Genomic DNA, 19396 nt, shown 5'->3' on the forward strand with positions numbered 1-19396 from the left:
GGCGAAAAATTACTTGACGTCTTTCCAGAACGCCGCATTCAGGCGCCAGGCAACAAAGGTCAAGCCGAGAAGGAAAATCAGCACCCAGACGCCGACACGAATACGGGTGTTCTGGGCCGGCTCGCCCATCCATTGCAGGTAGCCCACAAGGTCGCCCATCGCCTCGTCATACTGCAACTGCGTCATGGTGCCGGGGGTGAGCTGCTTCCAACCTTTAAAAATCTCCACTTTGTGGCCGTGCTCTTCCTTGTAGTCGTACTGCGGCTCGCGCGTACCCTGCAGTTCCCACAGCACATGCGGCATGGCCACACTCGGGAAAGCGCGGTTGTTCCAGCCCGTGGCTTTGGTGTTGTCGGGGTAGTAGCTGCGCAGGTAGGTGTAAAGATAGTCGGCACCCGTGCCGCCGGCACCCGATCGCGAACGTGCAATCACGGTCAGGTCGGGCGGATTGCCGCCGAACCAGTCCTTCGCCTGCTTGGGATCAATCGCGGCCTTCATGGTGTCGCCGACTTTTTCGGTCGTGAACAGCAGGTTGTCCTTGATTTGCTGCTCGGTCAGGCCGATGTCTTTCAGGCGGTTAAAGCGCATGAAAGCAGCGGAGTGGCAGTTCAGGCAGTAATTGACGAACAGCTTGGCACCGTTTTGCAGCGAGCCCAGGTCATTCGTGTTGTTCGGTGCCTTGTCCCAGGCAATACCGCCTTCGGAAGCGTGTGCACCGGCAACCAGGCCGAGGGCCGCGATCAGGGAAAAAATCAGTTTTTTCATTGTTGTTATCTCCTGCTTAGTGACCGTGGAAAATAATACGGTCAGGCGGCGTTTTGGGCGTACCCAGGCGGCTCCACCACGGCATCAAAAGGAAGAAACCAAAATAGAACAGGGTGCCGAGCTGGGACACGCGCTCACCGATGGCCGATGGCGGCTGAACGCCCAGGTAACCGAGCACCAGGAAATTCACGACAAAAATGCCGTAGAGGTATTTGTGCCAGTCAGGGCGGTAGCGGATGGACTTGACCGGGCTATGGTCCAGCCATGGCAGGAAGAACAGGATGATGACCGCACCACCCATCACGACCACGCCCCAGAACTTGGCGTCGATACCCTTGATCATCATGCCCCAGAGCTCGCCCAGGAAAGGCACGCCGGCCAGCGGTTTGGCCAGCGCATCCAGGCCTTGCGCGATGCCGGCGCCGGCGGAGGGAATGACCAGGCCGATCCAGTTGGCGATGGAAGGCAGCAGGCCCAGCAGCAAGGCCGCGCCAATGGCAATCACCAGCACCGCCGGTTTGAAGATGCCGGAGAGTTTGCGGGCGGCAAGCACTGCGGCGACGATCGCGATGATGCCCAGCGCACCGGCCATTTCACCGGTGATGGCGCGCAGCATGGAGTAGTAAGGCGTGAAGTACCAGACCGGTGCGATGTGTGCCGGCGTCTTCAGCGGGTCGGCCGGGATGAAGTTGTTGTACTCCAGGAAGTAGCCGCCGAACTCGGGCGCGAAAAAGATGATCGCCGTGAAGATCATCAGGAAGACGCTCACACCAAAGATGTCGTGCACCGTGTAATAAGGGTGGAAGGGAATGCCGTCGAGCGGGTGGCCTGCGGCGTCCTTCGGTGCATTCGGGCCCTTGATTTCAACGCCGTCAGGGTTGTTGGAGCCGACTTCATGCAGTGCGATGATGTGCGCAGCCACCAGGCCCAGCAGCACCAGCGGCACGGCGATGACGTGGAAAGCAAAGAAGCGGTTCAGCGTCGCGTCGCCGACCACATAGTCGCCGCGGATCAGCAGCGCCAGGTCAGGGCCGATGAAAGGGATGGCGGCAAACAGGTTGACGATCACCTGGGCACCCCAGTAGCTCATCTGGCCCCATGGCAGCAGGTAGCCCATGAAGGCCTCGGCCATCAGGCACAGGAAAATCGCGCAGCCGAAGATCCAGACCAGCTCACGCGGCTTGCGGTAGCTGCCGTAGAGCAGGCCGCGGAACATGTGCAGGTAGACCACCACGAAGAAGGCCGAAGCACCGGTGGAGTGCATGTAGCGGATCAGCCAGCCCCAGGGCACGTCGCGCATGATGTATTCGACAGAGCCGAAGGCCAGCGCGGCATCGGGCTTGTAGTTCATCGTCAGGAAGATGCCGGTGACGATCTGGATGACCAGCACCAGCATGGCCAGCGAGCCGAAGACGTACCAGAAGTTGAAGTTCTTCGGTGCGTAGTACTCGCTCATGTGCTCTTTGTAGAGCTTGCTGGCGGGAAACCGGTTGTCGACCCAGTTCATCGCCTTGACGGCGAGCGGGGCATCGGGGGAAATTTCTTTGAATTCAGCCATAACTGATCCTGGTTCGGTGGGATTCTTTGGCAAGCACCTGGTACGCGGCAGAAAGGTCGGCGGGTATCAGGTGCTGGCTACAGGGTCTTGTGAAGGAGCTTGGTTAACGCGGGTTACGGCAAGCGCCTTCAGGCCTTCTTGTCTTCACCAATCAGCAGACGGGTGTCCGAGAGATACATGTGCGGCGGCACTTCCAGGTTGTCCGGCGCGGGCTTGTTCTTGTACACGCGGCCGGCCATGTCGAAGGTGGAGCCATGGCAGGGGCACAGGAAGCCGCCGGCCCAGTCGTTGGGCAGCGAAGGCTGCGCGCCAGGCTGGAACTTGTCGGAAGGCGAGCAGCCCAGGTGCGAGCAGATGCCCACCACCACCAGCGTTTCGGGCTTGATGGAGCGGTTTTCGTTGCGGGCGTATTCAGGGGTCAGTTCGTCGGGCTTGCGCTCGGATTTGGGGTCGGCCAGGAGGGCGTCGACCTTGGGCAGCTCGGCGAGCTGCTCGGGCGTGCGTTTGATGATCCAGACGGGCTTGCCGCGCCATTCCACCGTGATCTTTTCGCCGGGCTTCACACCGGAGATATCGACCTCGACGGCCGCACCGGCAGCCTTGGCTTTTTCGGAGGGCTGGAAAGTGCTGACAAAGGGGATTGCGGTGGCTGCAACGCCTGCGCCGCCTACAGCGCAGGTGGCCACGAGCCAGTTTCTTTTATCTTTATCGACGGGGGCGCCGTGGGGCACACCGTTCGCGCTTGCTTCGCTTGCTTGGGTCATGAGAGTCCTTCAAGAACTGGCTTGAAATAGGCTTGGTGGGAGGCTTAGTGGGGTCAACCCGCAATTGTAGCGGAGCGCGATGTCGTTTTTCAAGGCAGAGGGCCCGGCCCGGGCGGTGGCGGCCCGCATGGCTGGGCTGGAAGTGCCTGTTTTTAAGGCAGTCGGCCGCCTTCGCATACTTTGTTGCAAGCCGCCCCTTCCGCGCCGCCCGAAAACACGGCCAGCCTTCATAATCATTTTTTTCAGAACGCCGGTACGGCCGGCAACCGCTGCCAATAACAGGAGAGACTCATGGGAATGATGCAGGAATTCAAGGAATTTGCCGTCAAGGGCAATGTGATCGATCTGGCCGTAGGCGTGATCATTGGCGCCGCTTTCGGCAAGATCGTCGACGCCGTGGTGAGCGACCTGATCATGCCGCTGGTGGGCCTGGTCTTCGGCAAGCTGGACTTTTCCAGCATGTACGTATTGCTTGGCACCGTGCCGCCGGGCACCGACATGTCGCTTGAAGCCCTCAAAAAAGCCGGCGTCCCGGTCTTTGCCTACGGCCACTTCCTGACGGTGAGCGTCAACTTCGTCATCCTGGCCTTCATCATTTTCCTGATGGTCAAGCAGATCAACCGGCTCAAACGCCACCACGAAGCCGCGCCACCGCCCGCCGCGCCGCCTGAAGACATCGTGCTGCTGCGTGAAATCCGCGACAGTCTAAAAAAGTAAGCACCCCCCTGTGGTCCGCTCACTTCGTGTAGCGGGCCTCTCCCCTGCAGGGGACGGCGCCTTGCGGCTGGCAAAGCCAGACCGCGGCCCTCGCTTGAAAGATATCTACCCCCCTGTTGCCCGCTCACTTCGTGTAGCGGGCCTCTCCCCTACAGGGGACGGCGCCTTGCGGCTGGCAAAGCCAGACCGCGGCCCCCGCTTGCGAAGAGACGGTGCTTGCTATTGATTCAATAGCTGCTAGCGCAGACTGCTATTGGGTCAGAGCCCGATTTCGCTTGATTTTTAGCCGACAACAAGCTGGCGCGCCATGCGAACAGCCGCCAGCAAGCTGGATGCGTCCGCGCGCCCCGTGCCGGCGATGTCAAACGCCGTGCCGTGGTCTGGGCTCGTGCGCACCAGCGGGAGGCCCAGCGTCACATTCACGCCCTGCTCCACGCCCAGGTACTTGACCGGGATCAGCCCCTGGTCGTGGTACATCGCCACCACCACGTCAAACTCGCCGGGCTTGCCGGCGGCATGGCGCGCGCGCATGAATACCGTGTCGGGTGCGAAGGGACCGCTCACATCCAGCCCTTCTGCGCGGGCGGTAGCGATGGCCGGCGCGATGATGGCCTGCTCTTCGCTGCCGAACAGTCCGCCTTCACCGGCGTGCGGATTCAGCCCCGCCACCGCAATGCGCGGTGCCCGGCCCAGGCTGGCAGCCACTGCGCGATGGGTGATGCGCAAGGTCTGCAACACGTTGTCAAAGGTGACGGCCTCAATGGCGTGCCGCAGTGACATGTGAATGCTCACCAACACGGTCTTGAGTTCGTCGTTGGCCAGCATCATGCGCACCGGCACGTCCGCCGCCGATTTACCCAGAAAAGCGGCAGCTTCAGCCTGGAGCATTTCGGTGTGGCCCGGAAAGGCCGCTGCCCAGCCGCCGGCCGCCGCCAATGCTTCCTTGTGGATGGGCGCTGTCACCATGGCGCACGCCTCACCGGCCAGCACGCTGCGGGCAGCCCAGACGATGCAGTCGGCCGCGGCCTGGCCCGCCTGCGCATTGACCTGGCCGTAAGGCACGGCCTCCAACTCGCATTTTTGCAACACCCCGATGCAATGGGGCGGCACCCCCACCGCATCGGCCAGGGCGTCCAGCCGGGCCACCGGCAGCGCCAGCGGGGACGCTGTCAGCGCGGCAGCGCGGCGCATCGTGGCGACATCACCCACCACGGTGCAGCCCGCCATTTCAACGGGTGCATCGCGAAAAGCCCTGGCGATGATCTCCGGGCCGATGCCGGCGGCGTCACCCATGGTGATGAGCAGCGGCTTGTTCACAAGCCGGGCGCCGCCGCGGTGAATTGCGGCCGCAGGGTGCATTTGGTTACAGGACAGCCCATAATCACAAAGAAACAGGTCAACACACCGGCTGCACAGCGCGGCGCCGGATCAATGAATTCAGGGGGGTCGGTCAGATGCATGCTGGGGGTATTTTGGCGCAAACCACATCGCAGCGGCAGCCCGCCAGCGCACAGGACATCAGCCTGCCATGAATGCTGCCATGCCCGTCCTGATGTCCGACGGTGAAATGATGCTGTGGAGTGCTGCGGCCGGCGCACTTGGCCTGGTGCTGCTGCTGGCCCTGGCCGATGCCCTTTACAGCCGCACCCGCGCTGCCTGGCAGACCCTGGCTTACCTCGTGCTTTGCTGGCTGGTGGTGATGCTGCTGTGCGGCCTGCCCATGGAGCTCTGGCCGGACGGCAAGGAGTCGCTGGGCATTGCGCAACTCCTTGTCGGGCCGGCTTGCGCGTCGATGGGCAGCTTCGGCGCCAGCAAATGGCTGTCGGCCCACCAGCGCGACCACCTGATGAAGGTCAGCCTGTTAACCATCACCCTGGTCTGCATCGCCGGCGGGCCGCTCTGCCTGCTGCTGGAGCCGCAGTGGGCCCTGCCCGCCTCGGCAACGCTCGCCGTCGTCAATCTTTCCGTGGTGCTGTGGCTGTCGGTTCGCGCCACGCAACTCGGTGACCGGATGGCCTGGGGCCTGGCGCTGGGCTGCCTGCTGACGCTGCCCGCGCAGATCGGCCTGTACGGCCTGGCGCTGAGCCCCACCCGGTTTTCACTGCCGCTGCAGGCCGGCGTGGCCATGGCAGCCTTGCTCAGTGTGGTCATCACGGCCGCCATGCTGTGGCTGCGCAACCGGCAGACGCGGCAATTGAAGCACGGCGAAGCGTCGGGGCACGACCCGATCACCCAGCTCTATGACGGCGTGGCGATGGTGCAGAAAATCATCCGTGCGCAGCGCCGGCGTCTGCGCACGCGGCGCGACGGCGCGCTGATGGCCGTGCTGCTGTTCGAGCCCGAAGGCCTGCTGCCCCAGATCGGCCAGGCCGGCCTGAACGAAATCTATATCCAGATGGCGCGCCGCATTCAGCGTCACACCGGCGCCGTCAACCCGGCCGGCCGCTACTATGACCGCTGCTTTGTCGTGCTGCTGGAAACCATGCATTCGCCGCGCTGGATACGCACACTGGGCCTGCGCGTGGCCTCCGACCTGCGCCGGCCGATGGACGTGACGGCCCTGGGCGGGGGGCGTGCCCGGATCAAGCCGGACATTGCCGTCGGCATCGTTCATCTGTCGGTCGCCGGCAAGGACGTCGCCCAGCTGCTGCACGAAGCGCAGTCTGTGGCGCAGGCTGCCCGCGCCATGCGCTCCCGCGCCGCGCTGCTGGACCCGGAAACCCGCACCGCCGTGCCGGTGGAGCATGCCGAGCTGGGCTCCAGCTGGCATGCGCTGCGAAACGCCGCGCCGCAAACACCGCTGCGGGCCAAACCCGCCAGTTCCAACACCGGCCGCGCCGGGCGGCAGCGCCACAAGCCGGCCTGATCCTCTCGGGAAAAAGCTTCAGGCCGGGTTGTCGATGTCGATGAACTGGTGGGCAAGGCCCAGCTGCGTGGCAACCTGCGCCGCCACGGCCGGCGCGCCGTAGCGCTCGGAGGCGTGGTGCCCACAGGCGATGAAGGCCACGCCCATCTCGCGCGCGTAGTGCGCCTGGGGTTCGGAAATCTCGCCGGTGATGAAGGCGTCGGCGCCTGCGGCAATCGCCGCCTCAAAATACCCCTGCGCGCCGCCCGTGCACCATGCTATGTTTTTAATAGCTGATTGCGCTGGTCCTGCTTTGGTTACAACCCGATTAAGTACTTTTTCCAGATGTGTTGCCAGTGCGCCGGCATCTGAAAATTCCCCTCCGTCGACGCGCCCACCGATAAAACCCAGGTCCTGTTCGCCGAAACGCCCCGTCGCCGTGAGGCCCAGTTGCAAGCCCAGCTGGGCGTTATTGCCGAGCTCGGGGTGCGCGTCCAGCGGCAGGTGATAGGCGTAGAGGTTGATGTCGTGCGCCAGCAACAAGGCCAGGCGCTGCTTCATCCAGCCCGTGACGCGGCCGTCCTGGCCACGCCAGAACAGGCCGTGGTGCACAAAGATGGCGTCGGCCTGCGCCGCAATGGCCGCTTCGATCAGCGCCAGGCTGGCGGTAACGCCGGAAACAATCTTGCCGACCGAGGGTTTGCCTTCGACCTGCAGACCGTTGGGGCCGTAGTCCTTGAAGCGCGCGGGCTGCAAAAGCGTGTCAAAGGCCTGCAGCAAGTCCTGTCGTGTGGTGCTCATGGCCCCATTGTCTCAGGGCGCTGCTTCAGGACGCTCAGCTTTTCTCAAGGCCCAGCAACGCGTCCTTGAGCATGAAGTCCGCCGGAACGGACCCCAGCCAGATGCCCAGCACCATGCGAAAGAACTCCGCATCACCGACCGCTGCGCCCTGCGGCTGCTCGGCGATGAAAAAGCTGGTGCCCTTGCCCGGAACAAACTCCATCGCGAACGAATCGCCGGGCATCAGCTTGCTGCGGCCCGAGAAGATATCGATCAGACGGTTGCTCGACACCGAGTGGCGGCTGACAGCGTCGCGGCTTGAGTTGTCGGCCATGCCGCGCAGGAAGAGCCGGCCCAGGTCGGTGCCGGAGACTTCGCGTAGCGCCACAAAGGCCAGGCGTATGGGCGTTCCCAGCTTCATCGCCTCGTCGGCCGACGAGACCTTGCGGCTCGTGTACAGGGCCATGTCATAGACCTTGAAAATGGCCTTGAAGCGGGTGCCGGCGCCGTTGAGCTGCAGTGTGGTGCCCTGCGCCACCACACTGGCCGGAAATTTCGTCGCCGTGGGTGCGGCCAGAACCGGCAATGCCAGTCCCGCCGAACCCGCTGTCAATGCGGCCGCGCCACGCGCGAGCCAGGTCCGCCTTGAACACTGATGCATGTTGTCACCTCCGTTATGGTTGTTGACCGCGGGCGGCGGTTCAGGCTGCCCGCGGCTGCGGCCTTGCGGCAGCCAGGAACATGGTACCGGAGCCAGCCGGCATGCTTCCTTACAGCGAGCGGGGACCCGAAGCGATAAACTCCATCAGTTGGCGCCGCGCCCCTTCCGGCCCTGTGCCGCCCCGGATTCCCGCCCCCTTTCGTCTTCCGCACCTTCGTACCGGCACGCCGACCCTCACGCCTCATGAAACGCACCTGGCTTCTTTTTTCCCAAACCGTCACCGTCCTGCTGGCGGCCTACTTCGTGGTGGCCACGCTCAAGCCGCAGTGGCTGGACCGCGGCAACATGCCGGGCGTGTCCGTCATCGAGGCCCCGGCCGGCACCGCACCGCGCAGCGGCGGTGCCGGAAGCGGCTTCGCATCGGCGGCCAAAGTTGCCTCGGCAGCGGTGGTCAGCATCAACACCAGCAAGGCCGCCGCCAAAAACCCGCATGCCGAAGACCCGTGGTTCAAGTTTTTCTTCGGCGACCAGAGCCCCAATGAACCGCAGGGCGGACTGGGCAGCGGCGTCATCATCAGCGCCAGCGGCTACATCCTGACCAACAACCACGTGGTGGAAGGCGCCGACGAGATCGAAGTCATCCTCAACGACACGCGCAAGGCAAAAGCACAGGTCATAGGCACCGACCCGGACACCGACCTGGCCATCCTCAAGATCGACCTGGACAAGCTGCCCGTCATCGTGCTGGGCAACTCCGACGCCTTGCAGGTGGGCGACGCCGTGCTGGCCATCGGCAACCCGTTTGGCGTGGGCCAGACGGTCACCGGCGGCATCGTGAGCGCACTGGGGCGCAACCAGCTGGGCATCAACACCTTTGAAAATTTCATCCAGACCGACGCCGCCATCAACCCCGGCAACTCGGGCGGCGCGCTGGTCGACGTGAACGGCAACCTGATGGGCATCAACACCGCGATTTATTCGCGCTCGGGGGGCTCCATGGGCATTGGTTTCGCCATCCCGGTGTCGACTGCCAAGCTGGTGCTCGACGGCATCGTGAAGGACGGCCAGGTCACGCGGGGCTGGATCGGCGTGGAGCCGCAGGACCTCAACCCCGAACTCGCTGAAACATTCGGCCTTCCGGCGGCTGCGGCCAAAGAGGGTGGTGTCATCATCACCGGCGTTCTGCAAAACGGCCCGGCCGCGCAGGCCGGCCTTCTACCCGGCGACGTGATCACCGCCGTGAACGGCAAGGGCGTACGCAACGTGAGCCAGTTGTTGACCGCTGTGGCAGCCCTCAAGCCCGGCACGCCGGCGCCGTTGACGGTGCTGCGCAAGGACAAGCAGACCGAGATCCCGGTGACGCCCGGCAAGCGCCAGCGGCCCAAGGTGCAGCAGCGCTGACCGGCCGGGGCGCCGTCAGCACGCTGCAATCGTGCATGAAGATGCTACCAAATTAATAGCGACTTGCGCACGGCCACATTGGGCCGTGGCCGTTTTTTTTCCAAAAAGATTTGACGTCCCGTGCATGCGGGAGGGGCTGAGCCGGCGAGCGCCGGCGGAAGTCAGGGTTTGGCTACTTCGGTGTCGCTGTCAGTCTCTGGCACCTTGGTGTGCTTGACGAACAGCAGGGCCGCCAGGATGCCGACCTCATACAGTCCGCCCACCACCATCAGCAGCATGATCATGGAGCCGGCGTCGGGCGGCGTGACCAGGGCGGTGCCGATGGCGGCGATCACCCAGAAATAGCCGCGGTACTGGCGCAGCTGGGCCACGGTGAGTATGCCCATGCGCACCAGCAGGATCACCGCAATCGGCACTTCAAAGGCCAGCCCGAACGCGAGGAACATGCCCAGCACGAAGCTCAGGTATTCCTCGATGTCCGGCGTCGCCGTGATGGACTTGGGCGCAAAGCTCTGGATGAAGGCGAACACCTGGCCAAACACGAAGTAATAACAAAACGCCACGCCGATGAAAAACAGCAGGGTGCTGGAAATCACCAGCGGCATGACCAGTTTTTTCTCATGCGAATACAGGCCCGGTGCGACAAAGGCCCACACCTGGTACAGCACCACCGGCAGCGCGATCATGAAGGCGGCCATGAAGAGGATCTTGATCGGCACCACGAACGGCGTGATCACGCTGATGGCGATCAGCGTGGCGCCCTTGGGGAGCGTGGCCACCAGCGGGGCGGCCATCAGGTCATAGAGTGCGCTGGCGCCGGGGTATACCGCCAGCACGGCGGCCGCAATGCCGATGGCAATCACCGCTTTGATCATCCGGTCGCGCAGCTCCACGAGGTGCTGCACAAAAGGCTGCTCGGTGCCCGCGAGTTCGTCGGGCTTGTCGGTGTGGGGATCGCTCATGAGGGGAATTTGCGCTGGTGGGGCTGCGCGGGGAGGCACGCAAACAGGAAGGAATCAGCAGGAAAGCAGCTCAAGGCATGCGGCCCGGCTGCGGACGGAAGCGCGCCACGCGGGCCGCGCCGGACTGGGCCTTGGTGCGTACGCCCGAACGGGCCTTGTACCACTGGGGCGTCGCGCCCTGCTTGAGCCGCCACTTCTTTTTCGGGTGCCTGTACTCGGGGAAGATTTCCATGCCCGGCAAAGCGCCGGAGGACGACTCTCCCGTGGCCTCGGCCCAGGATTTTTCGAAATCGCTGGCGTTGGTCTGGATGGAGTTCTCGACGTCACGGGCGGCGCCCTCAACGGTTTCCTTCATCTTCTTGAGCTCGTCCAGCTCCATGGAGCGGTTGACCTCGTTTTTGACGTCGGCCACATAACGCTGGGCCTTACCCAGCAACGTACCCACGGTACGCGCCACGCGCGGCAGCTTCTCCGGGCCGATAACGATCAGCGCCACGGCGCCGATGAGCGCCATTTTGGAGATGCCTAGATCAATCACTGCAGAAGGTGTCGCTGGAAGGTTGCGTCAGATGATTGCGCTCAAGACTTCTGCTTGGCTTCAACGTCGATTGTCGTTTTGTCAGCGGCCTGGGCGTTGGTCACGCTGGCGGGCGGCACGGGCACGTCGGCGGGCGTCTGGCTGCCGTCCTTCATGCCGTCTTTAAAACCCTTGACGGCGCCGCCGAGGTCGCTGCCCATGTTTTTCAGCTTTTTGGTGCCGAAAACCATCACCACGATCAACAGCACGATCAGCCAGTGCCAGATGGAAAATGAACCCATGATTTGCTCCTAATCTGTAAATACAGGTGTAAATGCAACATTGCCGGTTTGAGGCGGTTTGCACGCAATTGCGTTGATTCTAAAGGCCCTGCCTGCCGGAAAACCGATTACACACATTGGCCTACCGGTTTAGTGTGGTTGTGGGCACCGGGGTTCCCTTTGGCTTGTAACCCTTCTAGCCCTTCAGCCATGGCCGCGGGCCGCCGATCACGTGAAAGTGCAGGTGATGCACCTCTTGTCCGCCTTCGGCGCCGGTATTGGTCACGATCCGGTAGCCGCCCTCCGGATACGGGTTACAACCCTGCTCCATCGCCAGTTTGGGGGCCAGCACCATCATGCGCCCCAGCAGGGCGGCGTGTTCGGGGCCAACCTGGGCCATGGACGGAATATGGTCCTTGGGAATGATCAGGAAATGCACGGGCGCCCATGGGTTGATGTCGTGAAAAGCGTACAGCTCGTCGTCTTCGTACACTTTCCGGCTTGGGATGGTGCCCGCGGCGATCTTGCAGAAAATGCAGGTGTCGGAGTGGTTCATGGCTGGGTCGTGACTCAAGGAAATTACGCAGGACGGTGGCTGTTAAAACGCATCCAGCCACGCACGCAGCGGTACAGGTACCAGAGGCAGACAATGCCATAGGCCACCCACCCCGGCACAATCAACAGCCACAGCGGCGACAGCAGCACCAGCCACGCAAGCGTCCACCAGAAGGTGCGAATCATGTAGTTGTGGTGGTCGATGTAGAGCGCATCGGTTTCATCCGCGCGGCGAATGTAGTTGATGATGACGGCGATCACCGCAAACACACCGCCGCTGAACCAGGCCAGCGTGTGCAGGCCGTACAGCACATGCATGATGGTGCGGTCGGCGGGATTCTTGCCTTCGAATTCGGCCAGGTCGGTTTCCATGCGTTCAGGTTCCAGTCAAAGCGATATGAGGCGATACAGGGGGAAGGAAATCAGCCACAGGTAATGGCAGCCAGCAATGCCCGGCTCAGGGCTTTTCGGCCGCATCACGGCGCTGGGCCTTGCGCAAGGCTTTTTCTTCAATGCCGCTGGTGCCTTCGCGGCGCTCCAGCTCGGCAATCACGTCCAGCGGGCTGAGGCCGTAATGCGCCAGCGCAATCAGGCTGTGAAACCACAGATCGGCCACTTCGCCAACCAGCTTGCCCTTGAGCTCTGCCGTGGGCCCGCCATGGTCGATGTCTTTGGCCGCCATCACGGTTTCCGTGGCTTCTTCGCCGATTTTTTTCAGGAAAGCGTCGGGGCCTTTATGCAGCAGGCGCGCCACATAGCTGGTGTCCGGGTCACCGCCGTTGGCCGTCTTGCGGCTTTCGATGATCTGCGCCAGGCGCTGGAGGGAGTCATTCGTGGTCATGTTTGCCGGAGTCTGTTGATGCTTTTTTATACATGGTTGTCGGGTCTTTCAGGACCGGCTCGGTCACCACCCATTGGCCGCTTTTATACACACTGAAAAAGCAGCTGTGGCGGCCTGTGTGGCAAGCGATGCCCGGCGTGTGGCCCAACTGCGTCACCTTGAGCAAAATCACGTCGTTGTCGCAGTCCAGGCGGATCTCATGCACCGTTTGCTGGTTGCCGGATTCCTCACCCTTGTGCCAGAGGCGCCCGCGCGAGCGGCTGAAATACACCGCCTGGCCAAGCTCAGCAGTTTTTTGCAGCGCCTCGCGGTTCATCCAGGCGAACATGAGCACATCGCCGCTGGAGGCTTCCTGCGCAATGACAGGGATCAGGCCCTTGTCGTCCCAGCTGACTTCATCTAACCAGTTCATGGTGTGTATTGTCCAAGATTGCGTTGAACAGCTGCATTACAAGCCGCCAAACCACGGGGGCTCTGTGCTGACGCCAGTTTCGCCGGAAAATGATTCGCTATCAAATCAGGAGCTGCTTGCGCCTGTATTCATTGGGCTACAGGCCAAAACCGCTTAAGAAATGCTACAGACGGACAGGGATGCCGCGTGCCGCCATGTGAGCTTTCGCCTGCTGCACCGTGTATTCACCGTAATGAAAAATGCTGGCGGCCAGCACCGCGTCGGCGCCGCCGGTCTGTATGCCGTCGGCCAGATGCTCCAGGTTGCCGACGCCGCCCGAGGCGATCACCGGCACGCTGATGGCGTCACTCACCGCGCGGGTCAGGGCCAGGTCAAAGCCCGACTTGGTGCCGTCGCGGTCCATGCTGGTCAGCAAAATTTCGCCGGCACCGCGGCGCGCCATCTCGGTGGCCCAGGCCACGGCGTCCAGGCCGGTGTTCTTGCGCCCGCCATGGCTGTAGACATCCCAGCCCGGGCCGACCGGTTCGCCGGCGGGTGTGAGGCGCTTTTCGTCTTCCGCGCCGCGGCGCTTGGCGTCGATCGCCACCACGATGCACTGCGAGCCGTATTTGGCGGAAGCGTCAGCGATCACCTGCGGGTTGGCGATGGCGGCCGAGTTGAAACTGGTCTTGTCGGCCCCGGAATTGAGAAGGCGACGCACGTCTTCAACGGTGCGAACACCGCCGCCAACCGTCAGCGGAATAAACACTTGCGAAGCCACCGCTTCGATGATCGGCAGGATCAGGTCGCGCCCGTCGCTGGTGGCCGTGATGTCGAGGAAGGTAAGCTCATCCGCGCCCTGCTCGTTGTAGCGCGCGGCGATTTCCACCGGGTCGCCTGCGTCACGCAGCTGGGTGAAGTTGACGCCCTTCACGACGCGGCCGCCGGTGACGTCGAGGCAGGGAATGATTCTTTTAGCTAACATGTGGCCCCCACGGTCGCCCACTGCGTGTGGCTTCCTGCCCCCCGAGGGGGCCGCTGCGCCTGCGGCCCGGCAGCGCCGGTTCCGCGGCCCCTGCTTGCTTGGGGCGCAGCGCCGCTATTTATTGCAGCAGTGGTCATCCGTTTAGTTCGTCGGCTCTCGCCTGAGCTTTCTCAAAATCGAGATCACCGCTGTAAATCGAGCGCCCGCAGATCACACCTTCCACGCCCTCTTCCTCGACCTCGCAGAGCTTTTCGATGTCGGCCATGTTCGAAAGGCCGCCGGAGGCGATCACGGGAATCGTCAGCGCCTGGGCGAGCTTGACGGTGGCGTCGATGTTGATGCCGGTCAGCATGCCGTCGCGGCCGATGTCGGTGTAGATGATGGATTCGACGCCGTAGTCCTGGAATTTCTTGCCGAGGTCTACGACCTCGTGGCCGGTCATCTTGCTCCAGCCGTCGGTGGCTACTTTGCCGTCCTTGGCGTCGAGGCCGACGATGATGTGGCCGCCGAAGGCCGTGCAGGCGTCCTGCAGGAATCCAGGATTTTTGACAGCGGCCGTGCCGATGATGACGTAGCGCAGGCCAGCGTCGAGGTAGCGCTCGATGGTGTCCAGGTCGCGGATGCCGCCGCCCAGCTGCACGTCGATTTCGCTGCCGACCTCGGCCAGTATCTGCTTGATGGCAGCCTCATTCTTGGGCTTGCCTGCAAAGGCGCCATTCAAATCCACCAGGTGCAGGCGGCGCGCGCCCTTGTCGACCCAGCTGCGCGCCATGGCGGCCGGGTCTTCGCTGAAGATGGTGGATTGATCCATGTCGCCCTGTTTGAGGCGGACGCAGTGACCGTCTTTCAGGTCAATCGCGGGGATAAGTAGCATGTGCGGTTAAAGACGGTAAAACGGTAAAGGACAAAACGGACGCTCAGGGTAACAAAAAGCCGGACGCCCCGGTACCGGGTCTGACCCAAGGTATTCAGGGATTCCAGTGCAGGAAATTGCGGTACAGGGCCAGCCCGTGGTCGGCACTCTTTTCGGGGTGGAACTGGGTGGCAAAAATATTATCGCGTGCAATCGCCGCCGTAAAGCGCGCGCCGTAGTCGGCCTCCCCCGCGATGTGGCGTGCATCCGACGGCCGGGCATAAAAGCTGTGTACAAAATAAAAGTACGCGCCGTCGGGAACTCCAGCCCAGACCGGGTGGGCCCTGGCCGTGCCCGCACCATTTTGGTAAACCTGGTTCCAGCCCATCTGCGGCACCTTGTAACGGCTGCCGTCGGGCTGGATTTTGCCGGCCAGCTCGAATTTGGTGACCTCCCCAGGGATTAATCCGAGGCCGGTGGTACCCACGCCGCCGTCGCCGGGCTGGCCTTCGTCGCTGTGGCTCAGCAGCATCTGCATGCCAACACAAACACCGAACAGCGGCTTGTTGGCCGCAGCGTGCAGCACCGACTCCAGCATGCCGGAATCTGCGAGCTCGCGCATGCAGTCGGCAATGGCGCCCTGGCCAGGCAGCACGATGCGTTCGGCCGACATCACATCTTCGGCCCGGGAGGTGACCAGCACGTCAAAGCCGCTGCCGCCCGCCACATGGCGAACAGCCTGTGACACGGAGTGCAGGTTGCCCATGCCGTAGTCGACCACGGCGACTGTTTTGGGTTTTGCCATTGAAAGTCGAAAGGTAGTTTGCTACGAATTTAATAGCTGCTTGCGCCCGTCACCATTGGTCTGGAGGCAAAAACAGGCATTAAAACAAGGATTGGACGTGTTCCCGGCGTTGAGTGCGAAGGGGTTACAGCGAACCCTTGGTCGATGGAATCACGCCTGCGGCGCGCGGATCGATCTCCAGCGCCATGCGCAGCGCGCGGGCAAATGCCTTGAACACGGTTTCGGCCTGGTGGTGGGCGTTCTCGCCCTTGAGGTTGTCGATGTGCAAGGTCACAAAGGCGTGGTTCACAAAGCCCTGGAAGAATTCGTAGGCGAGCTGGCTGTCGAAGGTGCCGATCATGCCGCTCTTGAAAGGAACATGCATCTCGAGGCCCGGACGGCCCGAAAAATCGACCACCACGCGCGACAGCGCCTCGTCGAGCGGCACATAGGCGTGGCCGTAGCGGCGCAGGCCTTTTTTGTCTCCCACAGCCTTGGCCACGGCCTGGCCCAGCGTGATGCCCACGTCTTCCACCGTGTGGTGGCCGTCAATGTGCAAATCGCCCTTGGCCTGGATGTCGAGGTCGATCAGGCCGTGGCGGGCGATCTGGTCCAGCATGTGGTCGAAAAAGCCTATGCCCGTGGAAAGGCTGGCTTTACCGGTGCCGTCCAGGTTGAGCTTGACGATGATCTGGGTTTCGGCGGTGTTGCGTGAAACCTCGGCAATGCGGGGAGCGTGGGTAGGGGTGGTCATAGGGATTTTTCAAGCGCCGCCAGCATTTGCACGTTCTCGTCCGCGGTGCCGACCGTCAGGCGCAAACAATTGGCCAGCAATGGGTGCATTTTAGAAACGTTTTTGACCAGGACCTTGCGCGATTTCATGCCTTCAAAGGTTTTGGCCGCATCAGGCACCCGCACCAGGATCATGTTGGCGTCGCTTTTCCAGGCTTTGACGCCCCTGGCCGCCATGCCGGCCAGGGCCTGCAGCAACACAGCACGTTGAGCCACCAGCTCCGCGGCCTGGGCGGCGAATTCACCCTGGTGCTCCAGCGCGAACAGCGCGCATTCGTAGTTGAGCACACTGATGTTGTAGGGCGGGCGCACCTTGTCGATCTCGGCAATCAGCGCTTTCGGGCCCATCATGTAGCCGATGCGCACGCCGGCCAGGCCGAACTTGCTCAGGGTGCGCATCAGCAGCACATGGCTGTGCCTGGCGATGCGGTCGATGTAGCTTTTGCTGGAAAACGGCTGGTAGGCCTCGTCCATCACGACCAGGCCACCTTGTTCGCCCACGGCTTCGATGATCTTTTCAATCACCGTGTCGTCCCACAGGTTGGCCGTCGGGTTGTTCGGGTAGGCCAGGTAAATGATGGACGGCTGGTGTTCGGCAATAGCGGCCAGCATGGCGGCTTGGTCGAGCTCAAAGTCGGCCGTCAGCGGCACGCCGATGAATTTGAGACCCTGCAGCTGCGCGCTCATGGCGTACATCACAAAGCCCGGCAATGGCGCCAATATGGAGCCCCCTTCCACATCGCAGGCCATGGCCAGCAGCGAGATCAACTCGTCCGAACCGTTGCCCAGCATGATGTCGAAGCCCTCGGGCATCTGCGCATAGTCGGCCAGGGCCTTGCGCAGATCATTCACGCGGCCATCCGGATAGCGGTTCAATGCCAGCGCACCCAGACGCTGGCCCAGATGGGCCTGCAGCGATGCCGGCAGGCGGTGCGGGTTCTCCATGGCATCAAGCTTGACCATGCCGGCCGAGTCCTGGATGGCGTAGGCATGCATGGACTGCACGTCCTGGCGAATCAGTTTTTTGAGCTCGGAGGCCAGTACGGTATCTGACTGTTTCATGATGGGTGAATTGATTCTGTCTGGCGGTATTGTGATTGCCGACTCGCTCAGCAACTGCTTTTCTGCACGAAAGCGGAGCCCGTGGGCATGCTCATGTTGGCCACGTCTTTGCGGTTCAGCAGCTCCCTGAACATGGGATCTACAAAAAGCTTCACGCATTCGCCGGAACGGAAAGTGCCACTCACAGGAAGCGTCAGCGACAAGATGTTTGAAACGGTCACCACAATGGAGCTGACGTCGCGATTGCCCTGCTGCGCACCAATGGCGTTGGCCAGCATAACGCCAGCAGAGCCCCCAGCAAGCGTCGCGCTACTTTGCTGAACCGAACTCAAACCATAGTAGGGCGAGGCAGATACTTCGGAGACCACTCCTGAAAGCTCAATCGCATTGGGAGGTTTCTCTGAGGGTTGCACCACGGACGCGCAGCCCTGCAACCCTGCCAGCGCAATGCAAGCAGCAACGACAAGATTCAGCGATCTGAAAATGCGGGTCATTTACGATTCAATCGGGTTTGGAAAGCCGCATTTCGGCCGCGCGAGCATGCGCCTGCAGGCCCTCGCCATAAGCAAGTTCTGCGGCGATCTTGCCGAGGACTTGCGCACCGGCTTCGCTGACTTCGATCAGGCTGGAGCGCTTCTGGAAGTCGTAGACACCCAGTGGCGAACTGAAGCGCGCCGTGCCGCTGGTGGGCAGCACGTGGTTGGGGCCGGCGCAGTAGTCGCCCAGCGATTCGCTGGTGTAGGCGCCCAGGAAGATCGCGCCGGCGTGTTTGAGCAGAGGCTCCCACTTGTGCGGGTCGTGGCTGGAGACTTCGAGGTGTTCGGGGGCAATGCGATTGCTGATCTCGCAGGCCTCTTCCATGCTGCGGGTGTGGATCAGCGCGCCGCGGCCGGTGAGGGACTTGGCGATGATCTCGGCGCGCGGCATTTCGGGCAGCAGCCGGTCAATCGCAGCCTGCACGGCATCGATATAGGCGGCGTCGGGGCACAGCAGGATGCTTTGGGCCAGCTCATCATGCTCGGCCTGGCTGAACAAGTCCATGGCCACCCAGTCGGCGGGCGTGCTGCCATCGGCCAGCACCAGAATTTCAGACGGGCCGGCAATCATGTCGATGCCCACCGTGCCGAAAACGCGCTTTTTGGCACTGGCCACGTAAGCATTGCCGGGGCCGGTGATCTTGTCGACCTTGGGCACGGTTTGCGTGCCGTAGGCCAGCGCGGCCACGGCCTGCGCGCCGCCGATGGTGAAGGCGCGGGTGACCCCGGCCACATAGGCGGCGGCCAGCACGAGCTCATTGCGCTCGCCTTTGCTCGACGCCGCCTGGTCGCCTGAGCCGCCCGTGGCTACGCTGCCGCGCACAGGCGTTGGCACCACCATAATGATCTCTTGCACACCAGCCACGTGGGCGGGGATGGCGTTCATGAGCAAGCTGGAAGGGTAGGCAGCCTTGCCGCCCGGAACGTAAATGCCCACCCGGTCCAGCGGCGTGACCTTCTGGCCCAGCAGCGTGCCGTCTTCGTCGCGATAACTCCAGCTCTCTCCCGATGCCTTCTTCTGTGCCTCGTGGTACTTGCGCACCCGGGCGGCTGCGGCCTGCAGGGCCTCGCGCTGGGCAGCGGGAATGGCATCAAATGCGGCCTTGAAATCCGCCTGCGTCAGTTCCAGCCCAGCCATCGACGCAGCTGACAGGCCATCAAAGCGCGCCGTGTATTCCAGCACCGCCGCATCGCCGCGCTGCTGCACATCGGCCAGGATGTCGGCCACGCGTTGCTCAATGGCCGCATCGGTGTCGGCAGACCAATGCAGGCGCGCCTTGAATTCAGCCTCAAAATCAGCTGAAACCGTTGACAGACGAGCGGGAGCAGCTATTAATTTCATAGCA

The 19396-nt window shown here is 62.7% G+C and carries 23 protein-coding genes; 3 read left to right on the plus strand and 20 right to left on the minus strand.

Annotated features, from left to right (window positions below; genetic code table 11):
* Positions 1 to 9 precede the first annotated feature (9 nt).
* The 3 genes from AC1DU8_RS17220 to petA all read right to left on the minus strand — a co-directional run bounded on the left by AC1DU8_RS17220 (position 10) and on the right by petA (position 3087).
* Positions 10 to 765: a cytochrome c1 gene (locus AC1DU8_RS17220; protein ID WP_477666063.1), complete on the minus strand. Its 756-nt coding sequence runs from the start codon at positions 763 to 765 to the stop codon at positions 10 to 12.
* A 16-nt stretch (positions 766 to 781) separates the two neighbouring features.
* Positions 782 to 2323 (minus strand): cytochrome b, encoded by a 1542-nt coding sequence (locus AC1DU8_RS17225; protein ID WP_477666062.1) that lies wholly within the window; start codon positions 2321 to 2323, stop codon positions 782 to 784.
* A gap of 128 nt (positions 2324 to 2451) precedes the next feature.
* Entirely contained in the window at positions 2452 to 3087 is a 636-nt protein-coding gene (gene petA / locus AC1DU8_RS17230) for a ubiquinol-cytochrome c reductase iron-sulfur subunit (RefSeq protein WP_457279695.1), read from the minus strand.
* A 291-nt stretch (positions 3088 to 3378) separates the two neighbouring features.
* Between petA and mscL the strand changes: the two genes are divergently transcribed.
* Complete coding sequence (gene mscL, locus AC1DU8_RS17235) at positions 3379 to 3804, plus strand: large conductance mechanosensitive channel protein MscL (protein WP_457279696.1); 426 nt, start codon at positions 3379 to 3381, stop codon at positions 3802 to 3804.
* 282 nt (positions 3805 to 4086) lie between these two features.
* Here mscL and pdxA read toward each other — a convergent pair whose 3' ends face one another.
* A complete protein-coding gene (gene pdxA, locus AC1DU8_RS17240) occupies positions 4087 to 5121 on the minus strand; it encodes a 4-hydroxythreonine-4-phosphate dehydrogenase PdxA (protein WP_457279697.1) in 1035 nt (344 codons plus the stop codon).
* Between the two features lie 223 nt (positions 5122 to 5344).
* Between pdxA and AC1DU8_RS17245 the strand changes: the two genes are divergently transcribed.
* On the plus strand, positions 5345 to 6670 hold the full coding sequence (locus tag AC1DU8_RS17245; RefSeq protein WP_457306555.1) for a hypothetical protein: 1326 nt from the start codon (positions 5345 to 5347) through the stop codon (positions 6668 to 6670).
* Between the two features lie 18 nt (positions 6671 to 6688).
* Here the strand turns inward: AC1DU8_RS17245 and AC1DU8_RS17250 are convergent, their stop codons facing one another.
* Both AC1DU8_RS17250 and AC1DU8_RS17255 read right to left on the minus strand, forming a co-directional pair.
* Positions 6689 to 7450, minus strand: a complete 762-nt coding sequence (locus AC1DU8_RS17250; RefSeq protein ID WP_457279699.1) for a Nif3-like dinuclear metal center hexameric protein — start codon at positions 7448 to 7450, stop codon at positions 6689 to 6691.
* 34 nt (positions 7451 to 7484) lie between these two features.
* Positions 7485 to 8090 (minus strand): chalcone isomerase family protein, encoded by a 606-nt coding sequence (locus AC1DU8_RS17255; RefSeq protein WP_457279700.1) that lies wholly within the window; start codon positions 8088 to 8090, stop codon positions 7485 to 7487.
* Between the two features lie 243 nt (positions 8091 to 8333).
* Between AC1DU8_RS17255 and AC1DU8_RS17260 the strand changes: the two genes are divergently transcribed.
* Entirely contained in the window at positions 8334 to 9491 is a 1158-nt protein-coding gene (locus tag AC1DU8_RS17260) for a S1C family serine protease (protein ID WP_457279701.1), read from the plus strand.
* 161 nt (positions 9492 to 9652) lie between these two features.
* Here AC1DU8_RS17260 and tatC read toward each other — a convergent pair whose 3' ends face one another.
* The 14 genes from tatC to hisD all read right to left on the minus strand — a co-directional run bounded on the left by tatC (position 9653) and on the right by hisD (position 19392).
* Positions 9653 to 10453, minus strand: a complete 801-nt coding sequence (tatC, locus tag AC1DU8_RS17265; protein WP_477666059.1) for a twin-arginine translocase subunit TatC — start codon at positions 10451 to 10453, stop codon at positions 9653 to 9655.
* Positions 10454 to 10523: 70 nt separating this feature from the next.
* A complete protein-coding gene (tatB, locus tag AC1DU8_RS17270; protein WP_457279703.1) occupies positions 10524 to 10991 on the minus strand; it encodes a Sec-independent protein translocase protein TatB in 468 nt (155 codons plus the stop codon).
* 41 nt (positions 10992 to 11032) lie between these two features.
* On the minus strand, positions 11033 to 11272 hold the full coding sequence (tatA, locus tag AC1DU8_RS17275; protein WP_122955331.1) for a Sec-independent protein translocase subunit TatA: 240 nt from the start codon (positions 11270 to 11272) through the stop codon (positions 11033 to 11035).
* 175 nt (positions 11273 to 11447) lie between these two features.
* Positions 11448 to 11807 (minus strand): histidine triad nucleotide-binding protein, encoded by a 360-nt coding sequence (locus tag AC1DU8_RS17280; RefSeq protein WP_457279704.1) that lies wholly within the window; start codon positions 11805 to 11807, stop codon positions 11448 to 11450.
* Positions 11808 to 11830: 23 nt separating this feature from the next.
* Positions 11831 to 12178 (minus strand): DUF4870 family protein, encoded by a 348-nt coding sequence (locus AC1DU8_RS17285; RefSeq protein WP_477686073.1) that lies wholly within the window; start codon positions 12176 to 12178, stop codon positions 11831 to 11833.
* Between the two features lie 85 nt (positions 12179 to 12263).
* On the minus strand, positions 12264 to 12647 hold the full coding sequence (locus AC1DU8_RS17290) for a phosphoribosyl-ATP diphosphatase (protein WP_477694566.1): 384 nt from the start codon (positions 12645 to 12647) through the stop codon (positions 12264 to 12266).
* A complete protein-coding gene (hisI, locus tag AC1DU8_RS17295) occupies positions 12634 to 13059 on the minus strand; it encodes a phosphoribosyl-AMP cyclohydrolase (RefSeq protein ID WP_477686075.1) in 426 nt (141 codons plus the stop codon). Before hisI ends, AC1DU8_RS17290 begins: the two co-directional genes overlap by 14 nt.
* Positions 13060 to 13222: 163 nt before the next feature.
* Positions 13223 to 14023 (minus strand): imidazole glycerol phosphate synthase subunit HisF, encoded by an 801-nt coding sequence (hisF, locus tag AC1DU8_RS17300; RefSeq protein WP_477690033.1) that lies wholly within the window; start codon positions 14021 to 14023, stop codon positions 13223 to 13225.
* Between the two features lie 133 nt (positions 14024 to 14156).
* Positions 14157 to 14897 (minus strand): 1-(5-phosphoribosyl)-5-[(5-phosphoribosylamino)methylideneamino]imidazole-4-carboxamide isomerase, encoded by a 741-nt coding sequence (gene hisA / locus AC1DU8_RS17305; protein WP_477650971.1) that lies wholly within the window; start codon positions 14895 to 14897, stop codon positions 14157 to 14159.
* 94 nt (positions 14898 to 14991) lie between these two features.
* Positions 14992 to 15681: an imidazole glycerol phosphate synthase subunit HisH gene (hisH, locus tag AC1DU8_RS17310; protein ID WP_457279709.1), complete on the minus strand. Its 690-nt coding sequence runs from the start codon at positions 15679 to 15681 to the stop codon at positions 14992 to 14994.
* A gap of 124 nt (positions 15682 to 15805) precedes the next feature.
* Positions 15806 to 16414, minus strand: a complete 609-nt coding sequence (hisB, locus tag AC1DU8_RS17315) for an imidazoleglycerol-phosphate dehydratase HisB (protein WP_457279710.1) — start codon at positions 16412 to 16414, stop codon at positions 15806 to 15808.
* Complete coding sequence (gene hisC, locus AC1DU8_RS17320; RefSeq protein ID WP_477666057.1) at positions 16411 to 17514, minus strand: histidinol-phosphate transaminase; 1104 nt, start codon at positions 17512 to 17514, stop codon at positions 16411 to 16413. Before hisC ends, hisB begins: the two co-directional genes overlap by 4 nt.
* Positions 17515 to 17561: 47 nt before the next feature.
* Positions 17562 to 18008 carry a hypothetical protein gene (locus AC1DU8_RS17325; RefSeq protein WP_477666056.1) on the minus strand — a complete coding sequence of 149 codons (447 nt, stop codon included), beginning with the start codon at positions 18006 to 18008 and terminating at the stop codon, positions 17562 to 17564.
* A gap of 7 nt (positions 18009 to 18015) precedes the next feature.
* The gene (gene hisD / locus AC1DU8_RS17330; protein ID WP_477666055.1) at positions 18016 to 19392 is read right to left on the minus strand and encodes a histidinol dehydrogenase; all 1377 of its coding nucleotides are present in this window, start codon (positions 19390 to 19392) and stop codon (positions 18016 to 18018) included.
* Between the last annotated feature and the right edge of the window lie 4 nt (positions 19393 to 19396).

It is taken from the genome of Polaromonas sp. P3_A5 (assembly GCF_056403055.1).

What these genes read in the sequence shown, in the direction of transcription:
- AC1DU8_RS17220 (WP_477666063.1), bottom strand. Translation starts at nt 765, where the DNA reads ATGAAAAAACTGATTTTTTCCCTGATCGCGGCCCTCGGCCTGGTTGCC.
- AC1DU8_RS17225 (WP_477666062.1), bottom strand. Translation starts at nt 2,323, where the DNA reads ATGGCTGAATTCAAAGAAATTTCCCCCGATGCCCCGCTCGCCGTCAAG.
- petA (WP_457279695.1), bottom strand. Translation starts at nt 3,087, where the DNA reads ATGACCCAAGCAAGCGAAGCAAGCGCGAACGGTGTGCCCCACGGCGCC.
- mscL (WP_457279696.1), top strand. Translation starts at nt 3,379, where the DNA reads ATGGGAATGATGCAGGAATTCAAGGAATTTGCCGTCAAGGGCAATGTG.
- AC1DU8_RS17245 (WP_457306555.1), top strand. Translation starts at nt 5,345, where the DNA reads ATGCCCGTCCTGATGTCCGACGGTGAAATGATGCTGTGGAGTGCTGCG.
- AC1DU8_RS17250 (WP_457279699.1), bottom strand. Translation starts at nt 7,450, where the DNA reads ATGAGCACCACACGACAGGACTTGCTGCAGGCCTTTGACACGCTTTTG.
- AC1DU8_RS17255 (WP_457279700.1), bottom strand. Translation starts at nt 8,090, where the DNA reads ATGCATCAGTGTTCAAGGCGGACCTGGCTCGCGCGTGGCGCGGCCGCA.
- AC1DU8_RS17260 (WP_457279701.1), top strand. Translation starts at nt 8,334, where the DNA reads ATGAAACGCACCTGGCTTCTTTTTTCCCAAACCGTCACCGTCCTGCTG.
- tatC (WP_477666059.1), bottom strand. Translation starts at nt 10,453, where the DNA reads ATGAGCGATCCCCACACCGACAAGCCCGACGAACTCGCGGGCACCGAG.
- tatA (WP_122955331.1), bottom strand. Translation starts at nt 11,272, where the DNA reads ATGGGTTCATTTTCCATCTGGCACTGGCTGATCGTGCTGTTGATCGTG.
- AC1DU8_RS17280 (WP_457279704.1), bottom strand. Translation starts at nt 11,807, where the DNA reads ATGAACCACTCCGACACCTGCATTTTCTGCAAGATCGCCGCGGGCACC.
- AC1DU8_RS17285 (WP_477686073.1), bottom strand. Translation starts at nt 12,178, where the DNA reads ATGGAAACCGACCTGGCCGAATTCGAAGGCAAGAATCCCGCCGACCGC.
- AC1DU8_RS17290 (WP_477694566.1), bottom strand. Translation starts at nt 12,647, where the DNA reads ATGACCACGAATGACTCCCTCCAGCGCCTGGCGCAGATCATCGAAAGC.
- hisI (WP_477686075.1), bottom strand. Translation starts at nt 13,059, where the DNA reads ATGAACTGGTTAGATGAAGTCAGCTGGGACGACAAGGGCCTGATCCCT.
- hisF (WP_477690033.1), bottom strand. Translation starts at nt 14,023, where the DNA reads ATGTTAGCTAAAAGAATCATTCCCTGCCTCGACGTCACCGGCGGCCGC.
- hisA (WP_477650971.1), bottom strand. Translation starts at nt 14,897, where the DNA reads ATGCTACTTATCCCCGCGATTGACCTGAAAGACGGTCACTGCGTCCGC.
- hisH (WP_457279709.1), bottom strand. Translation starts at nt 15,681, where the DNA reads ATGGCAAAACCCAAAACAGTCGCCGTGGTCGACTACGGCATGGGCAAC.
- hisB (WP_457279710.1), bottom strand. Translation starts at nt 16,414, where the DNA reads ATGACCACCCCTACCCACGCTCCCCGCATTGCCGAGGTTTCACGCAAC.
- hisC (WP_477666057.1), bottom strand. Translation starts at nt 17,514, where the DNA reads ATGAAACAGTCAGATACCGTACTGGCCTCCGAGCTCAAAAAACTGATT.
- AC1DU8_RS17325 (WP_477666056.1), bottom strand. Translation starts at nt 18,008, where the DNA reads ATGACCCGCATTTTCAGATCGCTGAATCTTGTCGTTGCTGCTTGCATT.
- hisD (WP_477666055.1), bottom strand. Translation starts at nt 19,392, where the DNA reads ATGAAATTAATAGCTGCTCCCGCTCGTCTGTCAACGGTTTCAGCTGAT.